The organism is Streptomyces spectabilis (assembly GCF_008704795.1).
Classification (GTDB): Bacteria; Actinomycetota; Actinomycetes; order Streptomycetales; family Streptomycetaceae; genus Streptomyces; species Streptomyces spectabilis.
This window is the reverse complement of sequence record NZ_CP023690.1, coordinates 4,864,248-4,883,244: the sequence shown is the minus strand read 5'-3', so window position 1 is coordinate 4,883,244 and position 18,997 is coordinate 4,864,248. Positions and strand designations below refer to the sequence as shown.

Genomic DNA, 18,997 nt, shown 5'->3' with positions numbered 1-18,997 from the left:
GTCCAACGCTCCCCGTCCTTTCCCGGCGGCACCGGCGGCACCAGCGGCCCCGGTCGTACTCGGCGCTAGGCGATCGCCGCGCGCCCGGCCGCCGCCACCGCGGCCCGCGCGGCGGGCGACCAGGCCAGATACTCGACGGCCCTGCGCAGCGAACCCTCCTGCGACGGATGGTACGACCGCCGCAGATAGCGGGGCACGGCCGCGCCTATCTGCCGCCAGGTCGGCAGCAGCCCCTTCTTGACCGCCCTGTTGTGTGCGAGCAGCGAATACCGCAGCCGCCCCGCCAGCCGGGGATCGTGGCGGACGAGATACGCGGCGCCCCACAGCCACAGGTACAGCATCACCGGGGCCGTGACCGTCATGCCCGCCACCCGGCGCACGTACCGGGCGGCCCCGGTGCCGCCGCAGTGCTGGTACATGTCGAAGGCGACGGCGCGGTGCTCGACCTCCTCCGCGCCGTGCCAGCGCAGCAGGTCCAGCATGACCTCGTCCGCCCGCGCCCGGTCGAGGCCCTCCGCGTGCAGCACCCAGTCGCCGAGCACCGCCGTGAACTGCTCGATGGCCGCGACGATCGCGAGGCGGAAGCGCAGCCACTCCTGCGTGGGCACGGGCGCGCCCAGCGGCGGCCGCTCGCCGAGGAGCTTCTCGAACAGGAAGTCCACGTACTTGGTGAACCCGGTGGTGTCCAGGCGCTGCGCGGCCAGGTGATCGAGCACGTACGCGTGCTGCACGCTGTGCGTGGCCTCCTGCCCCATGAACCCCTTGACGTCCGCGCGCAGCACCGGGTCGGTGATCAGCGGCAGGCCCTCCTTGAAGACCTTCACGAACCACCGCTCGCCTGCCGGGAGCAGCAGATGCAGGACGTTGATGACATGGGTGGCCGTGGGCTCGTCCGGGATCCAGTGCAGCGGGGTGGCGTCCCAGTCGAAGGAGACCCGGCGCGGAACGATCGTGTAGTGCTCCTCGGGGGGCGGCGTGGCGCGGTGCTCCGTGCTCACAGCGGTGGCTCCAATCGGGCCAGCGCGCGCAGGGCCCTGGGCGCGAAGCGGGACATGAGATGGGCGCCACGCGCCTCCGGGGTGACCGGCACCACGGCCTGGTTGCGGACCACGGCGCGCAGGACGGCGTCCGCGACCTTCTCCGGCGGGTAGTTGCGCAGGCCGTAGAGCCGGGCGGACTTCTTCTGGCGGCGGGCCTCCTCGTCGGCGGAGACCCCGGCGAAGCGGGCGGTCGCCGTGATGTTCGTGTTCACGAAGCCCGGGCAGATGGCGGAGACGCCGATGCCCTGGCCCGCGAGCTCGGCGCGCAGGCACTCGCTGAGCATCAGGACGGCCGCCTTCGACGTGCTGTACGCCGGCAGGGCGCGCGAGGGCTGATAGGCCGCGGCCGACGCGGTGTTCACGATGTGGCCGCCCTGGCCGCGCTCGGCCATCTGCTTGCCGAAGAGGCGGCAGCCGTGGATGACGCCCCACAGATTGACGTCCAGGACCTTCTTCCAGTCCTCGGCGCTGGTGTCGAGGAAGGAGCCGGACAGGCCGATGCCCGCGTTGTTCACCAGAACGTCCACCACGCCGTACTCCGTGGCGACCTTCTCGGCGAGCTTCTCCATGGCCTGCTCGTCGCTGACGTCGACCGTCTCGGCCCAGGCCGCGGGGGCGCCGTCGAGCCGGGACATCTCGGCGGTGCGGGCCGCGCTCTCCGCGTCCCGGTCCACGGCCACCACGCGCGCGCCCGCCTCGGCGAACGCGAACGCCGTGGCCCGTCCGATGCCGCTGCCCGCGCCCGTGACGAGCACCAGCTGGCCGGAGAACCGGTCGGCGTGCTTACCGGGGGCCGACGCCGCGCTCGCCACCGGCGGCACGCCGTCCTCGTGGGTGGTGACGAAATCCGTGATCCAGGCGGTCAGTTGGTCGGGCCTGGTGCGCGGCACCCAGTGCTTGGCGGGCAGCGTGCGCCGGGTCAGGTCCGGGGCCCACTGCTCCAGGTCGTCGTACAGCCGCTGGGACAGGAAGGCGTCGCCCGCGGGAGTGATGAGCTGCACCGGCACGTGCGCGTACGCGTCCGGGCGGGGGCGGCGCAGCCGGGCGCGGACGTTGTCGCGGTAGAGCCAGGCGCCGTGCGCGGCGTCCGTCGGCAGGGACGGCGTGGGGTAGCCGTCCGCGGGCACCTTCTCCACGCGCTGGAGGATCTTCGGCCAGCGGCGGCCGAGCGGACCGCGCCAGGCCAGCTCGGGGAGGACCGGGGTGTGCAGCATGTACACGTACCAGGACTTGGCGCCCTGGTTGATGAGCTGGGCGGCCCGGCGCGGGGTCGGCCGGGACAGGCGCTTCTTGATCCAGTGTCCGAAGTGGTCGAGGGACGGGCCCGACATCGAGGTGAAGGACGCGATCCGCCCCTGGGTGCGCTGGACCGTCACGAACTCCCAGGCCTGCACCGAGCCCCAGTCGTGGCCCACCAGGTGCACCGGCGCGTCCGGGCTGACCGCGTCGGCGACCGCGAGGAAGTCGTCGGTCAGCTTCTCCAGTGTGAAGCCGCCGCGCAGGGGCTTCGGGGCCGTCGACCTGCCGTGGCCGCGCACGTCGTACAGCACCACGTGGAAGCGCTCGGCCAGGCGCGTGGCGACCTCGGACCACACTTCCTTGGAGTCCGGATAGCCGTGCACGAGCAGCACCGTGGGCCGCCCGGCGTCGCCCAGCTCCGCGACGCACAGCTCCACGCCACCGGTGCGCACCCAGCGCTCCCGGGCGCCCTTCAGATCGACGGTCGTCATGCGGCAGCCCTCTCAGCGTCTTCCTCGGACCAGCGCCGCACATGCGGCAGGTCGTCGTCCAGCCAGAACGCGCTCTCCTCGGGGTCCCTGGAGTCCGTGACGACCAGGATCTCCTCGAACTTCGCTCCCGTGCCCCGGAATCCGAGGTGCGGCTCGACCGCCCACAGGCCCGGCTGCGGCGGATGGTCGGAGAACTTGTACGGCGACCACAGCGGGGACCAGCCGTCCCGGTGGCCGCGCAGCGCGTCGCTCGCGAGGCCCTTCAGGGACTGGGTGCCGAAGCCGAACACATGCGGCGAGAAGCGCCGCTGCCCGACCCGGTCGACCTTGTGCGCGATGACGCCGAAGGGATACGCGCGATGGCGGTTGGCGTACCCCTGGCGGACCATGAGGCGGTCCACGTGCTCGTAGATCTCGCGCAGCGGGCGCCGCTCGCGCACCTCGCGCAGGATCAGCTCGCGGTGCGCCTCCAGGTCGGCGAGGAGCTTGTCGTGCACCGGGTTGAGGCCGAGGCAGCCCGAGTAGCCGATGTCGGCGGTGTAGCCCTCGTACACCGGGGCCATGTCGAGGATGAACGGCATCCCCGGCTCAAGCCTGCGGTTGGTGGGGAAGAACTGCAGGGGGATCCGGAAGTTCACGAACGCCGTGCGGTCGCCGAACCAGGCGAAGGGCAGGTGGAACCAGTCCCGCACGCCCCGCTCGCGCAGCCACATCCGCTGCATCCGCGCCGCCTCGCGCTCCGTCACCCCCGGCTTGAGCTGGGCGGCGACCGCTTCCGCGCATTCGTACGCCAAGGTCTGCACGCGGCGGAACCCCCGCAGCTCCGCGGAGAGTTCACCCTTCACTGCTGAGGTCATGCCACCGTCCGTCCCGTGTCCGGTCCACGCCCGCCGAGGCGGCACCGCGTCACCGCCGCGTCACCGCCGTCTCCGTACGTGCTCGTAACTTGACACTGATGAATGTGACAATGCTTGGCGGCTGCGTCAATAGGTCTGCGTGAGCCTTCGGGTCCGGTCCGGAAGAACCCTGAGAGGGCCACCGGGAGAACCCCCAGGGGTTCGACTTCCGGACGACCCCTACGGGCCCGTAATACTCCAGAGTGAGGGCGGAGACAGCCTGTGGAGTGACGCCCCGGTGTGGCCCGCGCCACTACCGTCGAACACGTGACTGTGATCGCGACCGAAAGCCTGAGCAAGCGGTTCCCGAGGGTGACCGCTCTTGACCGGCTGACCTTGGACATCGGGCCCGGTGTGACCGGACTCGTCGGAGCCAACGGCGCCGGCAAGTCAACGATGATCAAGATTCTCCTCGGCCTGTCCCCCGCCACCGAGGGCACCGCGGCCGTGCTCGGCCTCGACGTCGCCACCAGCGGCGGCGAGATCCGCGAGCGCGTCGGCTACATGCCCGAGCACGACTGCCTGCCGCCCGACGTCTCGGCCACCGAGTTCGTCGTCCACATGGCGCGCATGTCCGGCCTGCCGCCCGCGGCGGCCCGCGAGCGCACCGCCGACACGCTGCGCCACGTCGGTCTCTACGAGGAGCGCTACCGCCCCATCGGCGGCTACTCGACCGGCATGAAGCAGCGCGTGAAGCTCGCCCAGGCGCTGGTGCACGACCCGCAGCTGGTCTTCCTCGACGAACCGACCAACGGCCTCGACCCCGTCGGCCGCGACGAGATGCTGGACCTGATCCGCCGCGTGCACACCGACTTCGGCATCTCCGTCCTGGTCACGTCGCACCTCCTCGGCGAACTGGAGCGCACCTGCGACCACGTCGTCGTCATCGACGGCGGCAAGCTCCTGCGCTCCAGCTCCACCACGGACTTCACACAGAGCACCACGACCCTGGCCATCGAGGTCACCGACAGCGACGAGCACCCCGACGGCACCGCCGCGCTGCGCGCGGCCCTGCACACCCGCGGCGTGACCACGCACGACGACGGGGGCGGGCTGCCCGGCGCGGGCCACATCTTCCTGCTCGACGCCGCGGACGAGACGGCGTACGACCTCGTCCGGGACACCGTCGCCGACCTCGGCCTCGGACTCGTCCGCATGGAACAGCGCAGGCACCACATCGCGGAGGTCTTCCGCTCCCAGGACGAGCAGCGGCCGGAGCAGGTCTCCGAGCGCGCCGCCGCCCGGGCGGCGACCGCGGCCACCGCCGAGCAGACGGGAGGCGACAAGCGATGACCGCCGAGTCGACACGGGCGCGCGACGCCGACTCCACCCAGATCCACAACATCGGGTACCGCAACTACGACGGCCCCCGCCTCGGCCGTGCCTACGCCACCCGCTCGCTGTACTCGCAGAGCCTGCGCGGTGCCTACGGCCTCGGCCGCTCGGCCAAGTCCAAGGTGCTCCCGATGATCCTCTTCGGGGTCATGTGCGCCCCCGCGCTGATCATGGTCGCGGTCGCCGTCGCCACCAAGGCCAACGAACTGCCCGTGGACTACACGCGCTACGCGGTGCTCCTCCAGGCCGTCATCGGCCTCTACTTGGCGGCGCAGGCCCCGCAGACCGTCTCCAGGGACCTGCGGTTCAAAACCGTGCCGCTGTACTTCTCCCGCCCCATCGAACGCGTCGACTACGTACGCGCGAAGTTCGCGTCCATGGCGTCGGCCCTGTTCATCCTCACCGCGGCACCGCTGATCGTGCTCTACGTAGGGGCGCTGTTGGCGAAGCTGGACTTCGCGGACCAGACGAAGGGGTTCGCGCAGGGGCTCGTCTCCGTCGCCCTGTTGTCGCTGCTCTTCTCCGGGATCGCGCTCGTCATCTCGGCCGTGACGCCCCGGCGCGGCTTCGGCATCGCCGCCGTCATCGCCGTGCTGACCATCTCCTACGGAGCGGTGTCCACCGTCCAGGCCATCGCGCACGAACAGGGGGGCAACGGCACCGCCATCGAGTGGCTCGGCCTGTTCTCGCCGATCACCCTCATCGACGGCGTGCAGACCGCCTTCCTCGGCGCGACCTCCTCGTTCCCCGGGAACGAAGGCCCCTCGGCGGGCGTGGGAGCCGTCTACCTCCTCGTCGTCCTCGCCCTCGTCGCGGGCAGCTACGTCGCCCTGATGCGCCGTTACCGAAAGGCCGGGCTCTAAATGACCAGCATCACCATCGACCACGTCTCACGCTGGTTCGGCAACGTGGTGGCCGTCAACGACGTCACGATGACCATCAGCCCAGGAGTCACCGGCCTGCTCGGCCCCAACGGCGCCGGGAAGTCCACCCTCATCAGCATGATGGGCGGCTTCCTCGCCCCCTCCACCGGCTCCGTCACCCTCGACGGCCGGCCCACGTGGCGCAACGAGGAGATCTACAAACACCTCGGCCTCGTGCCCGAGCGCGAGGGCATGTACGACTTCCTCACCGGCCGCGAATTCGTCATCGCCAACGCCGAGTTGCACGGCCTGGGCAAGAACGCCGCCCAGCGGGCCCTCGCCACGGTCGAGATGGAGTACGCGCAGGACCGCAAGATCTCCACGTACTCCAAGGGCATGCGCCAGCGCGTGAAGATGGCGTCCGCGCTCGTCCACGAGCCCTCCGTGCTGCTCCTGGACGAGCCCTTCAACGGCATGGACCCGCGCCAGCGGATGCAGCTCATGGACCTGCTGCGGAAGATGGGCGACGAGGGCCGCACCGTCCTGTTCTCCTCCCACATCCTCGAAGAGGTCGAACAGCTCGCCTCGCACATCGAGGTGATCGTCGCCGGGCGGCACGCCGCGAGCGGCGACTTCCGGAAGATCCGCCGCCTGATGACGGACCGGCCGCACCGCTACCTGGTGCGCTCCAGCGACGACCGCGCGCTCGCCGCCGCGCTGATCGCCGACCCGTCCACCGCGGGCATCGAGGTCGACCTCAAGGAAGGCGCGCTGCGCATCCAGGCCGTCGACTTCGGCCGGTTCACAAGCCTGCTGCCCCGCATCGCGCGCGAACACGACATCCGGCTGCTCACGGTCTCGCCCTCGGACGAGTCCCTGGAGTCGGTCTTTTCCTACCTCGTCGCGGCCTGAAGGGAGTCACCGTGTACGACCCCACTGTCGCCCGGCTCACCTACCGGGCCCTGCTCGGCCGCCGCCGGGCACTGATCCTCTTCGCCCTGCCCCTGCTGCTCATCGTGATCGCGGCCGCCGTGCGCGGCTTCAGCGGTGCCGACGACCAAGTGGCCTCCGACCTGCTCGGCGGCTTCGCGCTCGCCACCATGGTGCCGATCATCGGCGTCATCGCGGGCACCGGCGCCATCGGCCCCGAGATCGACGACGGCTCCGTGATGTACCTGCTGTCCAAGCCGGTCAAACGCCCCACGATCATCGTCACCAAGCTCACCGTCGCCATCGCCGTCACCATGGCGTTCTCGGCGGTCCCGACGTTCATCGCGGGCCTGATCCTCAACGGCAACAGCCAGCAGGTCGCCGTCGCGTACACCATCGCCGCCCTGGTCTCCTCCATCGCGTACGCGGCGATCTTCCTGCTCCTCGGCACGATCACCCGGCACGCCGTGGTCTTCGGGCTCGTGTACGCGCTCGTCTGGGAGGCCCTCTTCGGCTCCCTGGTCTCCGGGGCCCGCACGCTGAGCGTCCAGCAGTGGTCGCTCGCCGTGGCACAAAAGGCCACCGACGGCGGCGAACTCGTGACCTCCGACGTGGGCCTGCCCGCCGCCGTGATCCTGCTGATCGTGGTCACGGCCGGGGCCACCTGGTACGCGGGCCAGAAGCTGCGGACCCTGACGGTCGCCGGCGACGAGTAGCCCGGCGGGCCGACTTGACGGCGCCTTCACCCTCCTGCCGGGACACTGGTGGGAGGGGGATGCGCAGGAGTGTCTAGGAGGTGCCGCGATGGCATCGGACGAGGGACGGGGCGACGGTCCCGGGAGCGACGCCTGGGACGAGGTGGTCCTCGACGACGACTTCATACGGTCCGCCGAGACCGCCGAGCCCTCCGCGCGGGCCCGGATGCTGACCGCCCGCTGGCGGCAGCGGGCCCCCGAGCCGCAGCCGTGGCGGTCCGACGAGCCGCCCGCCGGGTGGTTCTTCAGCCGGGCCCGCAAGCGCAGGCGCAGACGGCGCGAGAGCTGATCCGGGAGCGTGCCAGGGCCGGGCGAAATTCAGTGGCGGGCCCTCACCCGGCCCGGCACAGTAGGGGTGTCACCACGCGCCGGAAGCACCCGAACTGGCGCTCTCCTACCGGGAGTGGAGCCGACGGCCCGCAAGGGTCATCGCGCTTCCAGCAGGGCGGTCCGCGGTGGCTCCGGAGTCATCACCCACTCCGTCGAGCACCGTCACGGGGGAGACCGCCCGGGGGCGGCCGCTTCGAGCGCGCGTCACTGCGCGGGCCGCCCCTCCCGGAGGGGGTGTCGCCAGGCGGGAGCCCGGCGCCCTGCCCAGGGCCTAAGCCAGCAGCCGTTCAAGCACCACGGCGATGCCGTCCGCCTCGTTGGACGTCGTCACCTCGTCCGCCACCGTCTTGAGCTCTTCATGGGCGTTGGCCATGGCCACGCCGTGGGCGGACCAGGCGAACATGGGGATGTCGTTGGGCATGTCGCCGAAGGCGATGGTGTCCACGGCCTTCGCGCCGAGCCGACGGGCCGCCAGGGACAGGCCCGTCGCCTTGGTCAGACCCAGCGGCAGTATCTCCACGATGCCCTCGCCCGCCATCGTGACGCCCACCAGGTCCCCCGCGACGTCCCGCGCCACGGCCGTGAGCGCGTCGTCGTCGAGGCCCGGGTGCTGGACGTACAGCTTGTTCAGCGGGGCCGACCACAGGTCGGCCGGGTCGGACAGCGGGACGGCCGGGAGCGGGCCGTCCTGGACCACGTACCCGGGGCCGACGAGGACCTCGCCGTCGATGCCGTCACGGCTCGCGGCGAGCGCCAGCGGGCCGATCTCCGCCTCTATCTTCGACAGGGCCAGGCCCGCCAGCTGCCGGTCGAGCGTGACCGACGTGAGCAGGCGCCGCTCGCCCGCGTGGTAGACCTGCGCGCCCTGGCCGCACACCGCGATGCCCTCGTAGCCGAGGTCCTCGAGGACGTGCCGCGTCCAGGGCACGGAGCGCCCGGTGACGATGATGTGGGCCGCGCCCGCCGCGGTGGCCGCGGTGAGCGCGTCACGGGTGCGCGTCGAGACCGAGTCGTCCGGGCGCAGCAGCGTCCCGTCGAGGTCGGTGGCGACGAGCTTGTACGGGAAGGCGGGACCGGCGGAACTCACTTGGCGAGGGGCTCCAGGATCTCGCGGCCGCCCAGGTACGGACGGAGGACCTCGGGGACGCGCACGGAGCCGTCCGCGAGCTGGTGGTTCTCCAGGAGCGCCACGATCGTGCGCGGCACGGCGCACAGCGTGCCGTTCAGAGTGGCGAGCGGCTGGACGTTCTTCTTGCCGCCCTGCTCCTCGCGCATGCGCACGGAGAGCCGGCGGGCCTGGAAGCTGTCGCAGTTCGACGCGGAGGTCAGCTCGCGGTACTTGCCCTGGGTGGGGATCCACGCCTCGCAGTCGAACTTGCGCGAGGCGGACGCGCCCAGGTCGCCCGTGGCGACGTCGATCACCTGGAAGGGCAGCTCAAGGGCGTTCAGCCACTGCTTCTCCCAGTCGAGGAGCCGCTGGTGCTCGGCCGCGGCGTCCTCCGGGGCGACGTACGAGAACATCTCGACCTTGTCGAACTGGTGCACCCGGAAGATGCCGCGGGTGTCCTTGCCGTACGTGCCCGCCTCGCGGCGGAAGCAGGGCGAGAAGCCCGCGTACCGCAGGGGCAGCTTGTCGGCCTCGATGATCTCGTCCATGTGGTACGCCGCGAGCGGGACCTCGGAGGTGCCGACCAGGTAGAAGTCGTCCTTCTCCAGGTGGTACACGTTCTCCGCGGCCTGGCCGAGGAAGCCCGTGCCCTCCATGGCGTGCGGGCGGACGAGCGCGGGGGTCAGCATCGGGATGAACCCGGCCTCGGTGGCCTGCGCGATGGCCGCGTTGACCAGGGCGAGCTCCAGGAGCGCGCCGACGCCCGTCAGGTAGTAGAAGCGCGAGCCGGAGACCTTGGCGGCGCGCTCGACGTCGATGGCGCCGAGCGCCTGGCCGAGCTCCAGGTGGTCCTTCGGCTCGAAGCCCTCGGCGGCGAAGTCGCGGACCGTGCCGTGCGTCTCCAGGACGACGAAGTCCTCCTCGCCGCCGACCGGGACGTCCGGGTGCACGAGGTTGCCGAGGCGGAGGAGGAGGCGCTTGGTCTCCTCGTCGGCCTCGTCCTGCTCGGCGCCCGCCGCCTTGACGGCGGCGGCCAGCTCGCCCGCCTTCTTCAGGAGGTCGGCCTTCTCGTCGCCGGAGGCCTTGGGGATGAGCTTGCCGAGCGCCTTCTGCTCGGACCGGAGCTCGTCGAAGCGGACCCCTGACGACCTGCGCCGCTCGTCGGCGGAGAGCAGGGAGTCGACGAGGCCGACGTCCTCTCCACGGGCGCGCTGCGAAGCGCGAACACGGTCGGGGTCCTCACGGAGCAGGCGAAGGTCAATCACCCCCCCAGGCTACCTTCGTGCGCTTCCGGCCCACGACTTGATTTTCCCCTGCCCTCCGTTATGACCGATATGCCGGAATGTGAATTTCTCGCCCGTCGCTTCGGCTTTCACGGGTGGGGACGGGCGCCTGCCGGGTGCTCGGCGAGGCCGTCGCGCGCGGCCCGACGGGGTCAATAAAACGGGCGTCATTCCCCGAATCGGGGCAGACGGGCCTTGTCGCCTTGACCGGATTGCCTTGTGGGAAACGGGACTTGGGGAGCCGGTTGTCCACAGGAATGGGGCTGTCCGGAAAGTTATCCACAGGCTGTGCGAAAGATCTGTGGATGCAGGATCGGGGCTCTTTCCATGGTTCCCCATGCTGAAGGATTCCCTTCCCAAACCTGCTCAGCGCCAACTTTCGAGTGGAATTGGTTAACTCCAAAGTGTTGCCGCATGGAAAAAGGTGGACGAAGGAGTGACGAGAGTGGCTGTGGGCGGACTTGGGTGCTGGGTACCGATTTGTCGACGATGTCGTGCTGCCGTGTCGACTTGTCCCCAGGTCGAGAAGGGAACCTGTGGATAACTTCTGTGGACAACATAAATCTGCAGGTAGGACTGCAGATCCAGGCCTGTGTACGGGCAGGCCGAAGCACCGGGAAGACCCGGTGACGGAGCTCTAAACGCTCAGAATCGGCCGTCCTGGCAGCGCGCGAGCCAGTCCGACGCCGACGTGAACTCCTCGTCGGACGTCCCGGGGCGCGGCGGCCGTACGTCCTCCGGGGCCACGCCCGCGCGCGGATACGAGCCGAGGAAGCGCACCTTCGGGCAGATCCTCTTCAGGCCCATCAGCGCCTCGCCCACACGGCGGTCCGTGATGTGCCCCTCGGCGTCCACGGAGAAGCAGTAGTTGCCGATGCCGCGCCCCGTCGGACGGGACTCGATGCGCATCAGGTTGACGCCGCGCACCGCGAACTCCTGGAGCAGTTCGAGAAGCGCGCCGGGGTGGTCGTCGCCGAGCCAGATCACCAGGGACGTCTTGTCCGCGCCCGTCGGCGCGGCGGGCCGGGCCGGGCGGCCCACGAGGACGAACCGCGTCGCCGCGTTCGCCGCGTCGTGGATCTCGGTGACCAGCGGTTCGAGCCCGTACGTCACCGCGGCGAACTCGCCCGCGAACGCCGCGTCGAACCGGCCCTCCTGCACGAGGCGGGCGCCGTCCGCGTTCGACGCCGCCGACTCCCACACCGCGTCCGGCAGCTGGGCGGCCAGCCAGTTGCGCACCTGCGGCTGGGCCACCGGGTGCCCGGTCACCGTCTTGACGTCCTTGAGCGCGGTGCCCGGACGCACCAGGAGCGCGAAGGCGATCGGCAGGACGACCTCGCGGTAGATCATCAACGGCTCGCCCTTGGCCAGCTCGTCCACGGTGGTCGTGACGCCGCCCTCCACCGAGTTCTCGATGGGCACCAGCGCCGCCGCGGCCTCGCTCGCGCGCACGGCGTCGAGGGCGGCCGGAACCGAGACCATCGGCACCAGCTCGCGGGCCGCCGCCTCCGGCAGGGTGCGCAGGGCGGCCTCCGTGAAGGTGCCTTCAGGGCCGAGGTAGGTGTAGCGCGTCGCCGACATGACGTCACCCTAATGCGGCGGATGGGGCGGGCGTCACGCGTTGGCGGAGGCGGGACCGCCCACGGCCGCGGAACGCCTCGGTGCGGGGGCCGCCCGCGGTTGCGGAACGGCTGGGCGCGGAGCCGCTCACGGTCGCGGAACGCCTCGACGCAAGGCCGCCGTGGCCGCGGAACGCCTCGGTACGGGGGCCGCCCACGGCCGCGAAACGGCTGCCCCCGCCCGCCCCGCCCTCCGCTCACCCCTCCAGCAACGCCTGCCCCACATACCCACCGGCTTCCGCCCCGCCGGGCACCGCGTACACCCCGCTCGCCTCGTGCCGGATGAACTTCGACAGGGCGTCTCCCCGGTCGAGCTTCCGCTGCACCGGGACGAAGCCGCGCAGCGGGTCGGCCTGCCAGCAGATGAAGAGCAGACCCGCGTCCGGCTCGCCCTTGTCGGTGAGGCCGTCGTGGTACGAGAACGGGCGGCGCAGCATCGCGGCGCCGCCGTTCTGGTCGGGGCGGCTGATGCGGGCGTGCGCGTTGAGCGGGACCACGAGGTCGCCGCCCGCGGTGGTCTTCTCCAGCTCCATCTCGGTGGTCTCCGTGCCACCGGTCAGCGGCGCCCCGTCGGCCTTGCGGCGGCCGATGACGCCCTCCTGGGCCTTGGCGGAGAGCCCCTCCCAGTCGTCCAGGAGCATCCGGATACGGCGTACGACGGCGTACGAGCCGCCCGCCATCCAGGCGGGGTCGGCGTCGGCGGCCTTGTCGGGCACGAAGATCCGCTTGTTGAAGTCGTCCTCGGACGGCTTCGGGTTGTTCGTGCCGTCGATCTGGCCCATGAGGTTGCGCGTCGTCATGGGGCGGGCGGTGGCGCCGGGCGAGCGGTTGAAGCCGTTCATCTGCCAGCGGAGCCTCGCCGCCGAGCCCGTCTCCTTCTGGAGGGCGCGCAGCGCGTGGAAGGCGACCAGGGAGTCGTTGGCACCGATCTGCACCCACAGGTCGCCGTTGCCGCGGGCCTTGTCCAGCCGGTCGGAGGAGAACTCCGGCAGCGGGTCGAGCGCGGAGGGGCGCTGCTTCTCCAGACCGGTGCGGCCGAAGAAGCTGTGGCCGAAGCCGAAGGTCACGGTCAGCGAGGACGGCCCCGCGTCGCGCGCGATGTCGGTGTCCCGGCCCTGGCCCTGGCCCTCCACCGGCTTGCCCGCCATCAACCGCTCGGCCACCGCCGACCAGCGGCGCAGCAGGGCCGCCGCCTCCTTGCGCCCGGAGCCCGGGGCGAGGTCGAAGGCGACCAGATGGCCGCGGGACTGCACGGGCGTGGTGATCCCCGGCTGATGTTTCCCGTGAAACATCACCTCATCGGCCCCGAGTGACGTCAGCGGCGTGCCCGTCGTGTCCGAGCCGCCGGTCGAGCCCGAGGACGCGACCGCGTATCCGGCCGCGCCGCCTGCCGCGCCGAGTGCGAGGCCGGTGGCGCCCGCCGTACCGAGCAGGCGCCGTCGCGAAATGGTGTGGTCCGCCATGGTGGTTCAGCCGATCTGCACGTTCTTGTCGAGGGTGACCTGGTCGATGTCGGAGGTGCGGACGGTCACCGCGACCTTCCAGTCGCCGGCCATGGGAATCTGCACTCCGCTCGCGCTCCAGTGTCCGGTGGCGATGCGGTCGGGGGCCACGGGCAGGGGCCCGACGTCCTTGGCCTTGAGCGTGAAGGCGATCTTCACCTCGGGGATGTCGAAGGCGCTGCCGTTGGGCCGGGTCGCGTACACGTGCAGGTCGTTGCTGCCGGTGCGGCCGGGGTCGAGTTCCAGGCGCACGGTGCCCTTGCCGTCCTGGCCACCGGTGTCGAACGGGATCTTGATCTTGACGGGCCCCGCGGTCCGCGGCGCGGACGAGACGGCGTTCTTGGCCTCCTCCTCGGTGCGCCCCGGCTCGGTGCTGGTCAGGGCCGTGGTGACGGCGAGCAGCACGACGGCCACGCCGACCTCGGCGAGCACGGAGCGGCGCAGGCCGGAGCGGTGCGGGTCGGCGTCGCGGACGCGCTTCTCCCGGGCGGCGTCCACGGCGGCCCGCTGCCGGGCGAGCTGGGCGGCGCGCTTGTCGTCGCCACCGTCCTTGGCGCCGGTCTTGGCGCCCGCCTTGCCGCCGTCGGCCCTGTCGTCGGCCCTGTCGTCGGTGTCCACCGATGCCGCCACCCCGGTCTTGGAGCTGTGCGCGACGGCGACGGGCTTCTTCTTGGTGGTGGCGCCCTTGGCGGTGGTGGCCTTGGTGGTGGCGCTCTTCGCGGCTGCGGAGTTCTTGGCGCCGACGGTCCCGGTGCGCTGTTCGACGACCGCCGTCGCCGCCGCCTCCGGGGCCAGGCCGCCCGCCTCGGCGATGATGCGCCCGGTCCAGCGCCGGGACACGGAGGCGATGCCGACGAGGACGACGACGAGCCCGATCTTGATCAGGAGCAGCTGCCCGTAGTCGGTCTCCACCAGCGCGGTCCAGGAACCGACCTGCCGCCACGACTGGTAGAGCCCCGTCGCCGCGAGCGCGATGACGCTGCCGAAGGCCACCGCGGAGAACCGGCGTACGGCACTCGCGTCGATCAGCGGCGCCCGGTACAGGCACAGCAGCAGGGCCACGACCCCGCCGAGCCAGACGGCGACGGCGATCAGGTGCAGCACGTCGACGGGCATGGCGAGCCCGGCCTGGATACCGGTCGAGGCGTGCTCGGCGAGCGCCCAGGTCGCGGCGATGCCGATGGCGACGACACCGCCGCCGACGGCCAGACCGAAGGCGAGGTCCCGCTTCTCCTTGGGGTCCTCGCGCTTGTCGTACGCGCCGAAAAGGACGGCGATGAACAGCGCGGCGGCCGCGAGCAGCAGCAGCCGCGAGACGAGCGCGGCGCCCGTCTTGGTCTGCAGGACGTCGCCCAGCTTCGCGAGGTCGAAGGCGTCGGCGAGCTTGCCGGAGCCGGTGTAGGGCGCGCGGAGCAGGAGCGTCGCGAGAGTGGCGCCGGTCAGGGCGAGCCAGCCGGAGACGACCAGGCGCTGGAGCGGCCGGACACCGGCGCCGCGCGGCCAGCAGCCGAGGACGAAGGCGGCACCGCCGACGACGACGATGAACCCGGCGTACGCGAGGTAGCGCGCCGTGTCGTAGAGCTTGCCGACGAGGCCGCCGCCGACCTCCTGGTCGGGCAGCGCGACCTTGGTGTCGGACGGCGCGCCGATGGAGAAGGTGAAGGCCCCGGCGATGGGGTGGCTGTCGGCGGAGACGACCTGGTAGGCGACGGTGAAGGTGCCGTCGGGCAGGCCGGGCTTCAGCTTCACGCCGTACGTGGTGGAGCCGAGGTCGGTGGTCTTGCCGGTGTCGGCGCGCTTGCCCGCGGGGTCGAGGACCCGTACCGAGCCGTCGGACATGGCGACCTTCTCGGAGAAGGTCAGGGACACCTGCTCGGGTGCCTTGGCGACCACCGCCCCCCGCTTGGGATCGCTGTCGGTCAGCGCGGCGTGCGCGCCGGCGGGCGCCGCGGTGGCGAGGACGGCGCCGAGCCCGGCGGCGACCAGGGCCGCGACGACGAGCAACAGACGCCCGAGTCCGGCGAGGTCGGGACCCGGGCGGGGAGCGGTGGTCCGCATCAACTCTTCAGTCCCCTCAGTGCGACGAGTGCGAGGCGTGCGACGAGTGCGAGGCGTGCTGGTCGGCCTTGGAACCGTCGGCCATGGAGCTGCCGGCCTTGGAACCATCGGCCGTGGAGCCGTCGGCCATGGCGTGCTGGTCGTGCTCGGCGTGCTTCTTCGGGTCGCCGGAGTGCGGCTTCGGGTTGTACGTCGCCTCCTTCACCGGCATCTCGACCGTGATCGGGGCCGACTTCTCGAAGCGGAGCGTGACCTCCACCTTGTCGCCCTGCTTGGGCTTGTGCTTCAGCTTTTCGAGCATGATGTGGTTGCCGCCGCGGGCGAAGACGAGCCGGCCGTTCGCGGGCACGGCGAACGACTTCTGCTCCTTCATCGTGCTGCCCTTGGTGGCGTGCAGGGTCACGCTGCCCGCGAGCGGGCTGGACGCCGAGACGAGCTTGTCGGCGGCGCCCTTGTTGGTGAGCGTGAAGAAGCCGCCCGCCATGTCGTCCATGGCGGGGACGGGGACGTAGGCGCCGCTGACCTTCAGCTCGGGCTTCGTGGCCGCGTCGGCCGAGGCCTCGGAGCTCTTGGTGCCCTTGTCGCCGTTGTCGTCCTTGTCGTCGTTGCAGCCGGTCAGGGCCAGGCCCGCGGTCAGGGCTATGGCACAGCCGGTGAGGAGGCGGCGCCGGGTGGTGCGGTGGTTCACGGGTTCTGTCCCTTGATGATCTTGGGGAGGTCCTGCGCGTACTCCTCGGCGCGGGTGTCCTGGCCGTTGTAGACGACGTATCCGGCGTCGGTCTTCGGGGAGAACGCGATGACCTGGGTGCCGTGCATCGACTCGATCTTGTCGTTCTTGAGCTTCTTGGACGGCTCGATGCTGATGCCGACCGTCCGGGCGCTGGCCTGGATGGTCGGGAAGTCACCGGTCAGGCCGATGAACTCGGGGTCCTGGGCCTTCAGCCACTTGCCGAGTTCCTTGGAGGTGTCGCGCTCGGGGTCGGTGGTCACGAAGACGACCTGGAGCTGGTCGAGCTCCGCCTTGGTGACGGCCTTCTTGCGCAGCATGTCCTTCTTGGCGACGGCGATGTTGCTCATCGTCAGCGGGCAGACGTCCGGGCAGTTGGTGTAGCCGTAGTACAGCAGCACCGGCTTGCCCTTGGTCCGCTCGCGCAGGTCGTACTTCTTGCCGTGGGTGTCGGTGAGGACCAGGTCCGGCTTCTTGAACGGCTTGTCGAGGACGGTCGCGGCCTGCTTCGACTCCGCCTCCACGGAGACGTCGGCGATCGGCTTGTCCTTCTTGTCGCCGTCGTCACCGCCGCAGGCGGTCAGCGTGAGCCCCGCGGCGGCGAGCAGGGCGGCGCCGGCCAGCGCGCGCCTCTTCGTGGTCTTCGGGCCCGACGTGGTGGTCTGGTTGCTCAACTTGCGCATACGAAAATGTCCCAGATGTGAGGGGGCCGGGACGCGCCGGGGCCGGGTGTCCGGCGTCGGCGCGTCCCGAGGGCGGCCGAGGCGGCGACGCCTCAGCTGGTGGCGCGGCGGCGCTGGGCGACGACGCCGAAGGCCACGCCCGCGACGCCGACGACGATGCCGACGATGCCGAGGGTGCGGGCGGTGGTGTCGCTGCTGTCGCCGTCCGAAGCGGTCTCCTGCTTGGCGTCACCCGACTTGGCGCCGGACTTGTCGTCCTTGGCGGCGGAGGCGCCGTGGTGGTCGTCGGACGCGGCGGTCAGCTGGAGCGTCGGCGCCGGGTACTCCGGCTCCTCGTCGCCCTTCTGCGGCTCGATCCAGCGGACGACTTCCTTGTTGTCGTACGTCTGCAGGGCCTTGAAGACCAGCTGGTCGGCGTTCTCGGGGAGCTGGCCGATGGACAGCGGGAACTTCTGGAAGTAACCGGGCTCGACGCCCTTGCCGTCGGCGGTCCAGGTGACCTTGGAGACGGCCTCGTTGATCTTCTCGCCGTGGATCTCGATCGGCTTCTGGAGCTTGGTCTTGGTGACCTTCGCCTTCCAGCCGGGCACGGGCTGCGGCATCACGGACGCGAGCGGGTGGTCGGTGGGGAAGGTGACTTCGAGCTTGGTCGTCGAGGCGTCGTCGCGCTCGTTCGGGACCTTGAAGTTGACGGTCGCGTAGCCGCCCTTGGCCGCCTGCCCCTCGGGGCTGACGCTGACGTGCGCGAAGGCGGGCACGGAGAGCAGCAGGACGGCGGAGGCGGCGACGCCGCCCACGACGGAGGCGCGGGTGAGGGCGGCGGACTTCGGGGACTTCTGGGTCGTCATGGCGGAGTGCTCCAGTTTCGGCAGGAGTGCGCGGCGGCCGGACCGTCGTGGCGGGACCCGTGGGGCCCACGTGAGCGAAAGGCACGGCTGTGCGGACGAGAGGTGTGCGGAAGGGGACGCGCTGCGGCGGGCCCGAGGGCCACGCGCAGGTGCGGACGCGCCGCGCGGCACCCCTCCCACAGCAGTACGTCAGTACGGCCGTACGTCACTCAGTACGTCGGTACGTCATGGCGTACGCGTACGGCGGCGCAGGTGGAGCGGTCCGCGTCAGGCGGCGAGCGAGAACGCGGCGGCCGCGGGCGGGCCGCGCCGGATCACCGTGTGCTGGAGCACGGCCGCCCGGAGCTTCGGCGGCACCAGGGTGCGGGCCGCGCGCGCCGGTCCTGAGGCCTGCTCGGGCGCGCCGGGAAGCCCGGCGCGCAGCGCGCGGACAAGCGCGAGGGCGGCGCGCAGGGAACGCATGAGCGCCCCTTGGGCGACTCCCTGCGCCCCCTGGGCGGAGAGCCTGACGAGCCGCATGAGCGCGACGTCGCCGCGGCGCAGCAGCCAGCCCGCGGCCACCGCCGCGAGCACGTGCGCGAGCAGCATCGGCAGCGACGGCAGGACGGACATCGCCGAACCCGCCATCGTGGTCTGCGCGGCCGCCGCCTCACCGGTGGCGTGGGCGTGCGCGCCGTGGCCGCCGGACGGGTCGACGCCCGCGGTTTCCAGGATCTGCCGGGCCTGGACGGGGGTGATGGTGGCTCCGCCCGCCCCGCACACGATGCTGGCCGCGCGCTCGACGAGCGAGCCGCCGCCCGTGCCGCCCGCCGCCATGGCCGTGCCGTGCTGGCCGAGCCCGAACAGCGCGTGCAGCCCGAGCTGTCCGACCGCGAGCGCCCCCGCGATGCCCGGAAGCGACCGCTCCCGTCCGGCGAGGGGCACCGCGAGCGCGAGCACGGCGAGGAACCCGGCGCCGAGCGTCCACAGCGGGACGGTGGCGCAGGAAGCGAGTACATGGCCCCCGGCGGACAGCACGAGGCAGACCGCGGCGAACATCGCGGCCCGCAGCAGCCGGAGATCGGCTCCGGCGCGCGCCTGGCGCTGGTGGGGGGCAGTCATGGCCGGGCCATCATCGCACTGGGCCGCCCGACCCCGTGCGGCAGGTCCGCAAGCTCCCGTCCATGCCGCAAGGCGACGGAATCAACCGAAATGAGCGATAAGGGTGACTGCGTCCCTGAGGGGGACCGGCTCCGGGAATCCGTGGTGCCGTGCCGGGTAGGCGCAGCCGTATGTCCCGCTACACCGGAC

At 71.5% G+C, this 18,997-nt stretch carries 17 protein-coding genes; 5 read left to right on the top strand and 12 right to left on the bottom strand.

Going from position 1 to position 18,997, the window contains the following annotated elements; all coding sequences use genetic code 11:
- Nucleotides 1-65: 65 nt before the first annotated feature.
- From CP982_RS21255 to CP982_RS21245, 3 genes are read right to left on the bottom strand one after another with little or no spacing between them, the layout of a single operon-like run.
- A complete protein-coding gene (locus CP982_RS21255; protein WP_150511986.1) occupies nt 66-998 on the bottom strand; it encodes a metal-dependent hydrolase in 933 nt (310 codons plus the stop codon).
- Nucleotides 995-2,770: an SDR family oxidoreductase gene (locus CP982_RS21250; RefSeq protein ID WP_150511985.1), complete on the bottom strand. Its 1,776-nt coding sequence runs from the start codon at nt 2,768-2,770 to the stop codon at nt 995-997. Before CP982_RS21250 ends, CP982_RS21255 begins: the two co-directional genes overlap by 4 nt.
- Nucleotides 2,767-3,627, bottom strand: coding sequence for a M24 family metallopeptidase (locus tag CP982_RS21245; RefSeq protein ID WP_150511984.1), 861 nt, complete (start codon nt 3,625-3,627; stop codon nt 2,767-2,769). Before CP982_RS21245 ends, CP982_RS21250 begins: the two co-directional genes overlap by 4 nt.
- Before the next feature lie 312 nt (nt 3,628-3,939).
- On the opposite strand from CP982_RS21245, the gene CP982_RS21240 reads away from it, so the two are divergent.
- From CP982_RS21240 to CP982_RS21220, 5 genes are all read left to right on the top strand, one after another.
- Nucleotides 3,940-4,959 (top strand): ABC transporter ATP-binding protein, encoded by a 1,020-nt coding sequence (locus CP982_RS21240; protein WP_150515617.1) that lies wholly within the window; start codon nt 3,940-3,942, stop codon nt 4,957-4,959.
- Entirely contained in the window at nt 4,956-5,864 is a 909-nt protein-coding gene (locus CP982_RS21235; protein WP_150511983.1) for an ABC transporter permease, read from the top strand. Before CP982_RS21240 ends, CP982_RS21235 begins: the two co-directional genes overlap by 4 nt.
- Nucleotides 5,865-6,776: an ABC transporter ATP-binding protein gene (locus CP982_RS21230; RefSeq protein ID WP_150511982.1), complete on the top strand. Its 912-nt coding sequence runs from the start codon at nt 5,865-5,867 to the stop codon at nt 6,774-6,776. It abuts the gene before it with no gap.
- An 11-nt stretch (nt 6,777-6,787) separates the two neighbouring features.
- Nucleotides 6,788-7,510, top strand: a complete 723-nt coding sequence (locus tag CP982_RS21225; RefSeq protein WP_150511981.1) for an ABC transporter permease — start codon at nt 6,788-6,790, stop codon at nt 7,508-7,510.
- Nucleotides 7,511-7,598: 88 nt separating this feature from the next.
- On the top strand, nt 7,599-7,838 hold the full coding sequence (locus CP982_RS21220) for an SGM_3592 family protein (RefSeq protein ID WP_150511980.1): 240 nt from the start codon (nt 7,599-7,601) through the stop codon (nt 7,836-7,838).
- A gap of 312 nt (nt 7,839-8,150) precedes the next feature.
- Here the strand turns inward: CP982_RS21220 and CP982_RS21215 are convergent, their stop codons facing one another.
- From CP982_RS21215 to CP982_RS21175, 9 genes are all read right to left on the bottom strand, one after another.
- A complete protein-coding gene (locus tag CP982_RS21215) occupies nt 8,151-8,966 on the bottom strand; it encodes an HAD family hydrolase (protein WP_150511979.1) in 816 nt (271 codons plus the stop codon).
- Nucleotides 8,963-10,252: a serine--tRNA ligase gene (gene serS / locus CP982_RS21210; RefSeq protein ID WP_150511978.1), complete on the bottom strand. Its 1,290-nt coding sequence runs from the start codon at nt 10,250-10,252 to the stop codon at nt 8,963-8,965. Before serS ends, CP982_RS21215 begins: the two co-directional genes overlap by 4 nt.
- Nucleotides 10,253-10,915: 663 nt before the next feature.
- Nucleotides 10,916-11,851 (bottom strand): prephenate dehydratase, encoded by a 936-nt coding sequence (pheA, locus tag CP982_RS21205; protein ID WP_150511977.1) that lies wholly within the window; start codon nt 11,849-11,851, stop codon nt 10,916-10,918.
- 235 nt (nt 11,852-12,086) lie between these two features.
- Nucleotides 12,087-13,352: an iron uptake transporter deferrochelatase/peroxidase subunit gene (gene efeB, locus CP982_RS21200; RefSeq protein WP_150511976.1), complete on the bottom strand. Its 1,266-nt coding sequence runs from the start codon at nt 13,350-13,352 to the stop codon at nt 12,087-12,089.
- 6 nt (nt 13,353-13,358) lie between these two features.
- A complete protein-coding gene (locus tag CP982_RS21195) occupies nt 13,359-15,449 on the bottom strand; it encodes a copper resistance CopC/CopD family protein (protein ID WP_150511975.1) in 2,091 nt (696 codons plus the stop codon).
- Nucleotides 15,450-15,465: 16 nt separating this feature from the next.
- Nucleotides 15,466-16,137: a copper chaperone PCu(A)C gene (locus tag CP982_RS21190; protein WP_184925139.1), complete on the bottom strand. Its 672-nt coding sequence runs from the start codon at nt 16,135-16,137 to the stop codon at nt 15,466-15,468.
- Nucleotides 16,134-16,859, bottom strand: a complete 726-nt coding sequence (locus CP982_RS21185; protein ID WP_150511974.1) for an SCO family protein — start codon at nt 16,857-16,859, stop codon at nt 16,134-16,136. Before CP982_RS21185 ends, CP982_RS21190 begins: the two co-directional genes overlap by 4 nt.
- A 92-nt stretch (nt 16,860-16,951) precedes the next feature.
- On the bottom strand, nt 16,952-17,707 hold the full coding sequence (locus CP982_RS21180) for a YcnI family copper-binding membrane protein (protein WP_150511973.1): 756 nt from the start codon (nt 17,705-17,707) through the stop codon (nt 16,952-16,954).
- Nucleotides 17,708-17,974: 267 nt separating this feature from the next.
- Nucleotides 17,975-18,808: a hypothetical protein gene (locus tag CP982_RS21175; RefSeq protein WP_150511972.1), complete on the bottom strand. Its 834-nt coding sequence runs from the start codon at nt 18,806-18,808 to the stop codon at nt 17,975-17,977.
- Nucleotides 18,809-18,997 lie beyond the last annotated feature (189 nt).

Bases quoted from the DNA above. Each gene is read 5' to 3' on its own strand.
- CP982_RS21250 (WP_150511985.1), bottom strand. From the start codon at position 2,770: ATGACGACCGTCGATCTGAAGGGCGCCCGGGAGCGCTGGGTGCGCACC.
- CP982_RS21245 (WP_150511984.1), bottom strand. From the start codon at position 3,627: ATGACCTCAGCAGTGAAGGGTGAACTCTCCGCGGAGCTGCGGGGGTTC.
- CP982_RS21235 (WP_150511983.1), top strand. From the start codon at position 4,956: ATGACCGCCGAGTCGACACGGGCGCGCGACGCCGACTCCACCCAGATC.
- CP982_RS21230 (WP_150511982.1), top strand. From the start codon at position 5,865: ATGACCAGCATCACCATCGACCACGTCTCACGCTGGTTCGGCAACGTG.
- CP982_RS21220 (WP_150511980.1), top strand. From the start codon at position 7,599: ATGGCATCGGACGAGGGACGGGGCGACGGTCCCGGGAGCGACGCCTGG.
- pheA (WP_150511977.1), bottom strand. From the start codon at position 11,851: ATGTCGGCGACGCGCTACACCTACCTCGGCCCTGAAGGCACCTTCACG.
- efeB (WP_150511976.1), bottom strand. From the start codon at position 13,352: ATGGCGGACCACACCATTTCGCGACGGCGCCTGCTCGGTACGGCGGGC.
- CP982_RS21195 (WP_150511975.1), bottom strand. From the start codon at position 15,449: ATGCGGACCACCGCTCCCCGCCCGGGTCCCGACCTCGCCGGACTCGGG.
- CP982_RS21185 (WP_150511974.1), bottom strand. From the start codon at position 16,859: ATGCGCAAGTTGAGCAACCAGACCACCACGTCGGGCCCGAAGACCACG.
- CP982_RS21180 (WP_150511973.1), bottom strand. From the start codon at position 17,707: ATGACGACCCAGAAGTCCCCGAAGTCCGCCGCCCTCACCCGCGCCTCC.
- CP982_RS21175 (WP_150511972.1), bottom strand. From the start codon at position 18,808: ATGACTGCCCCCCACCAGCGCCAGGCGCGCGCCGGAGCCGATCTCCGG.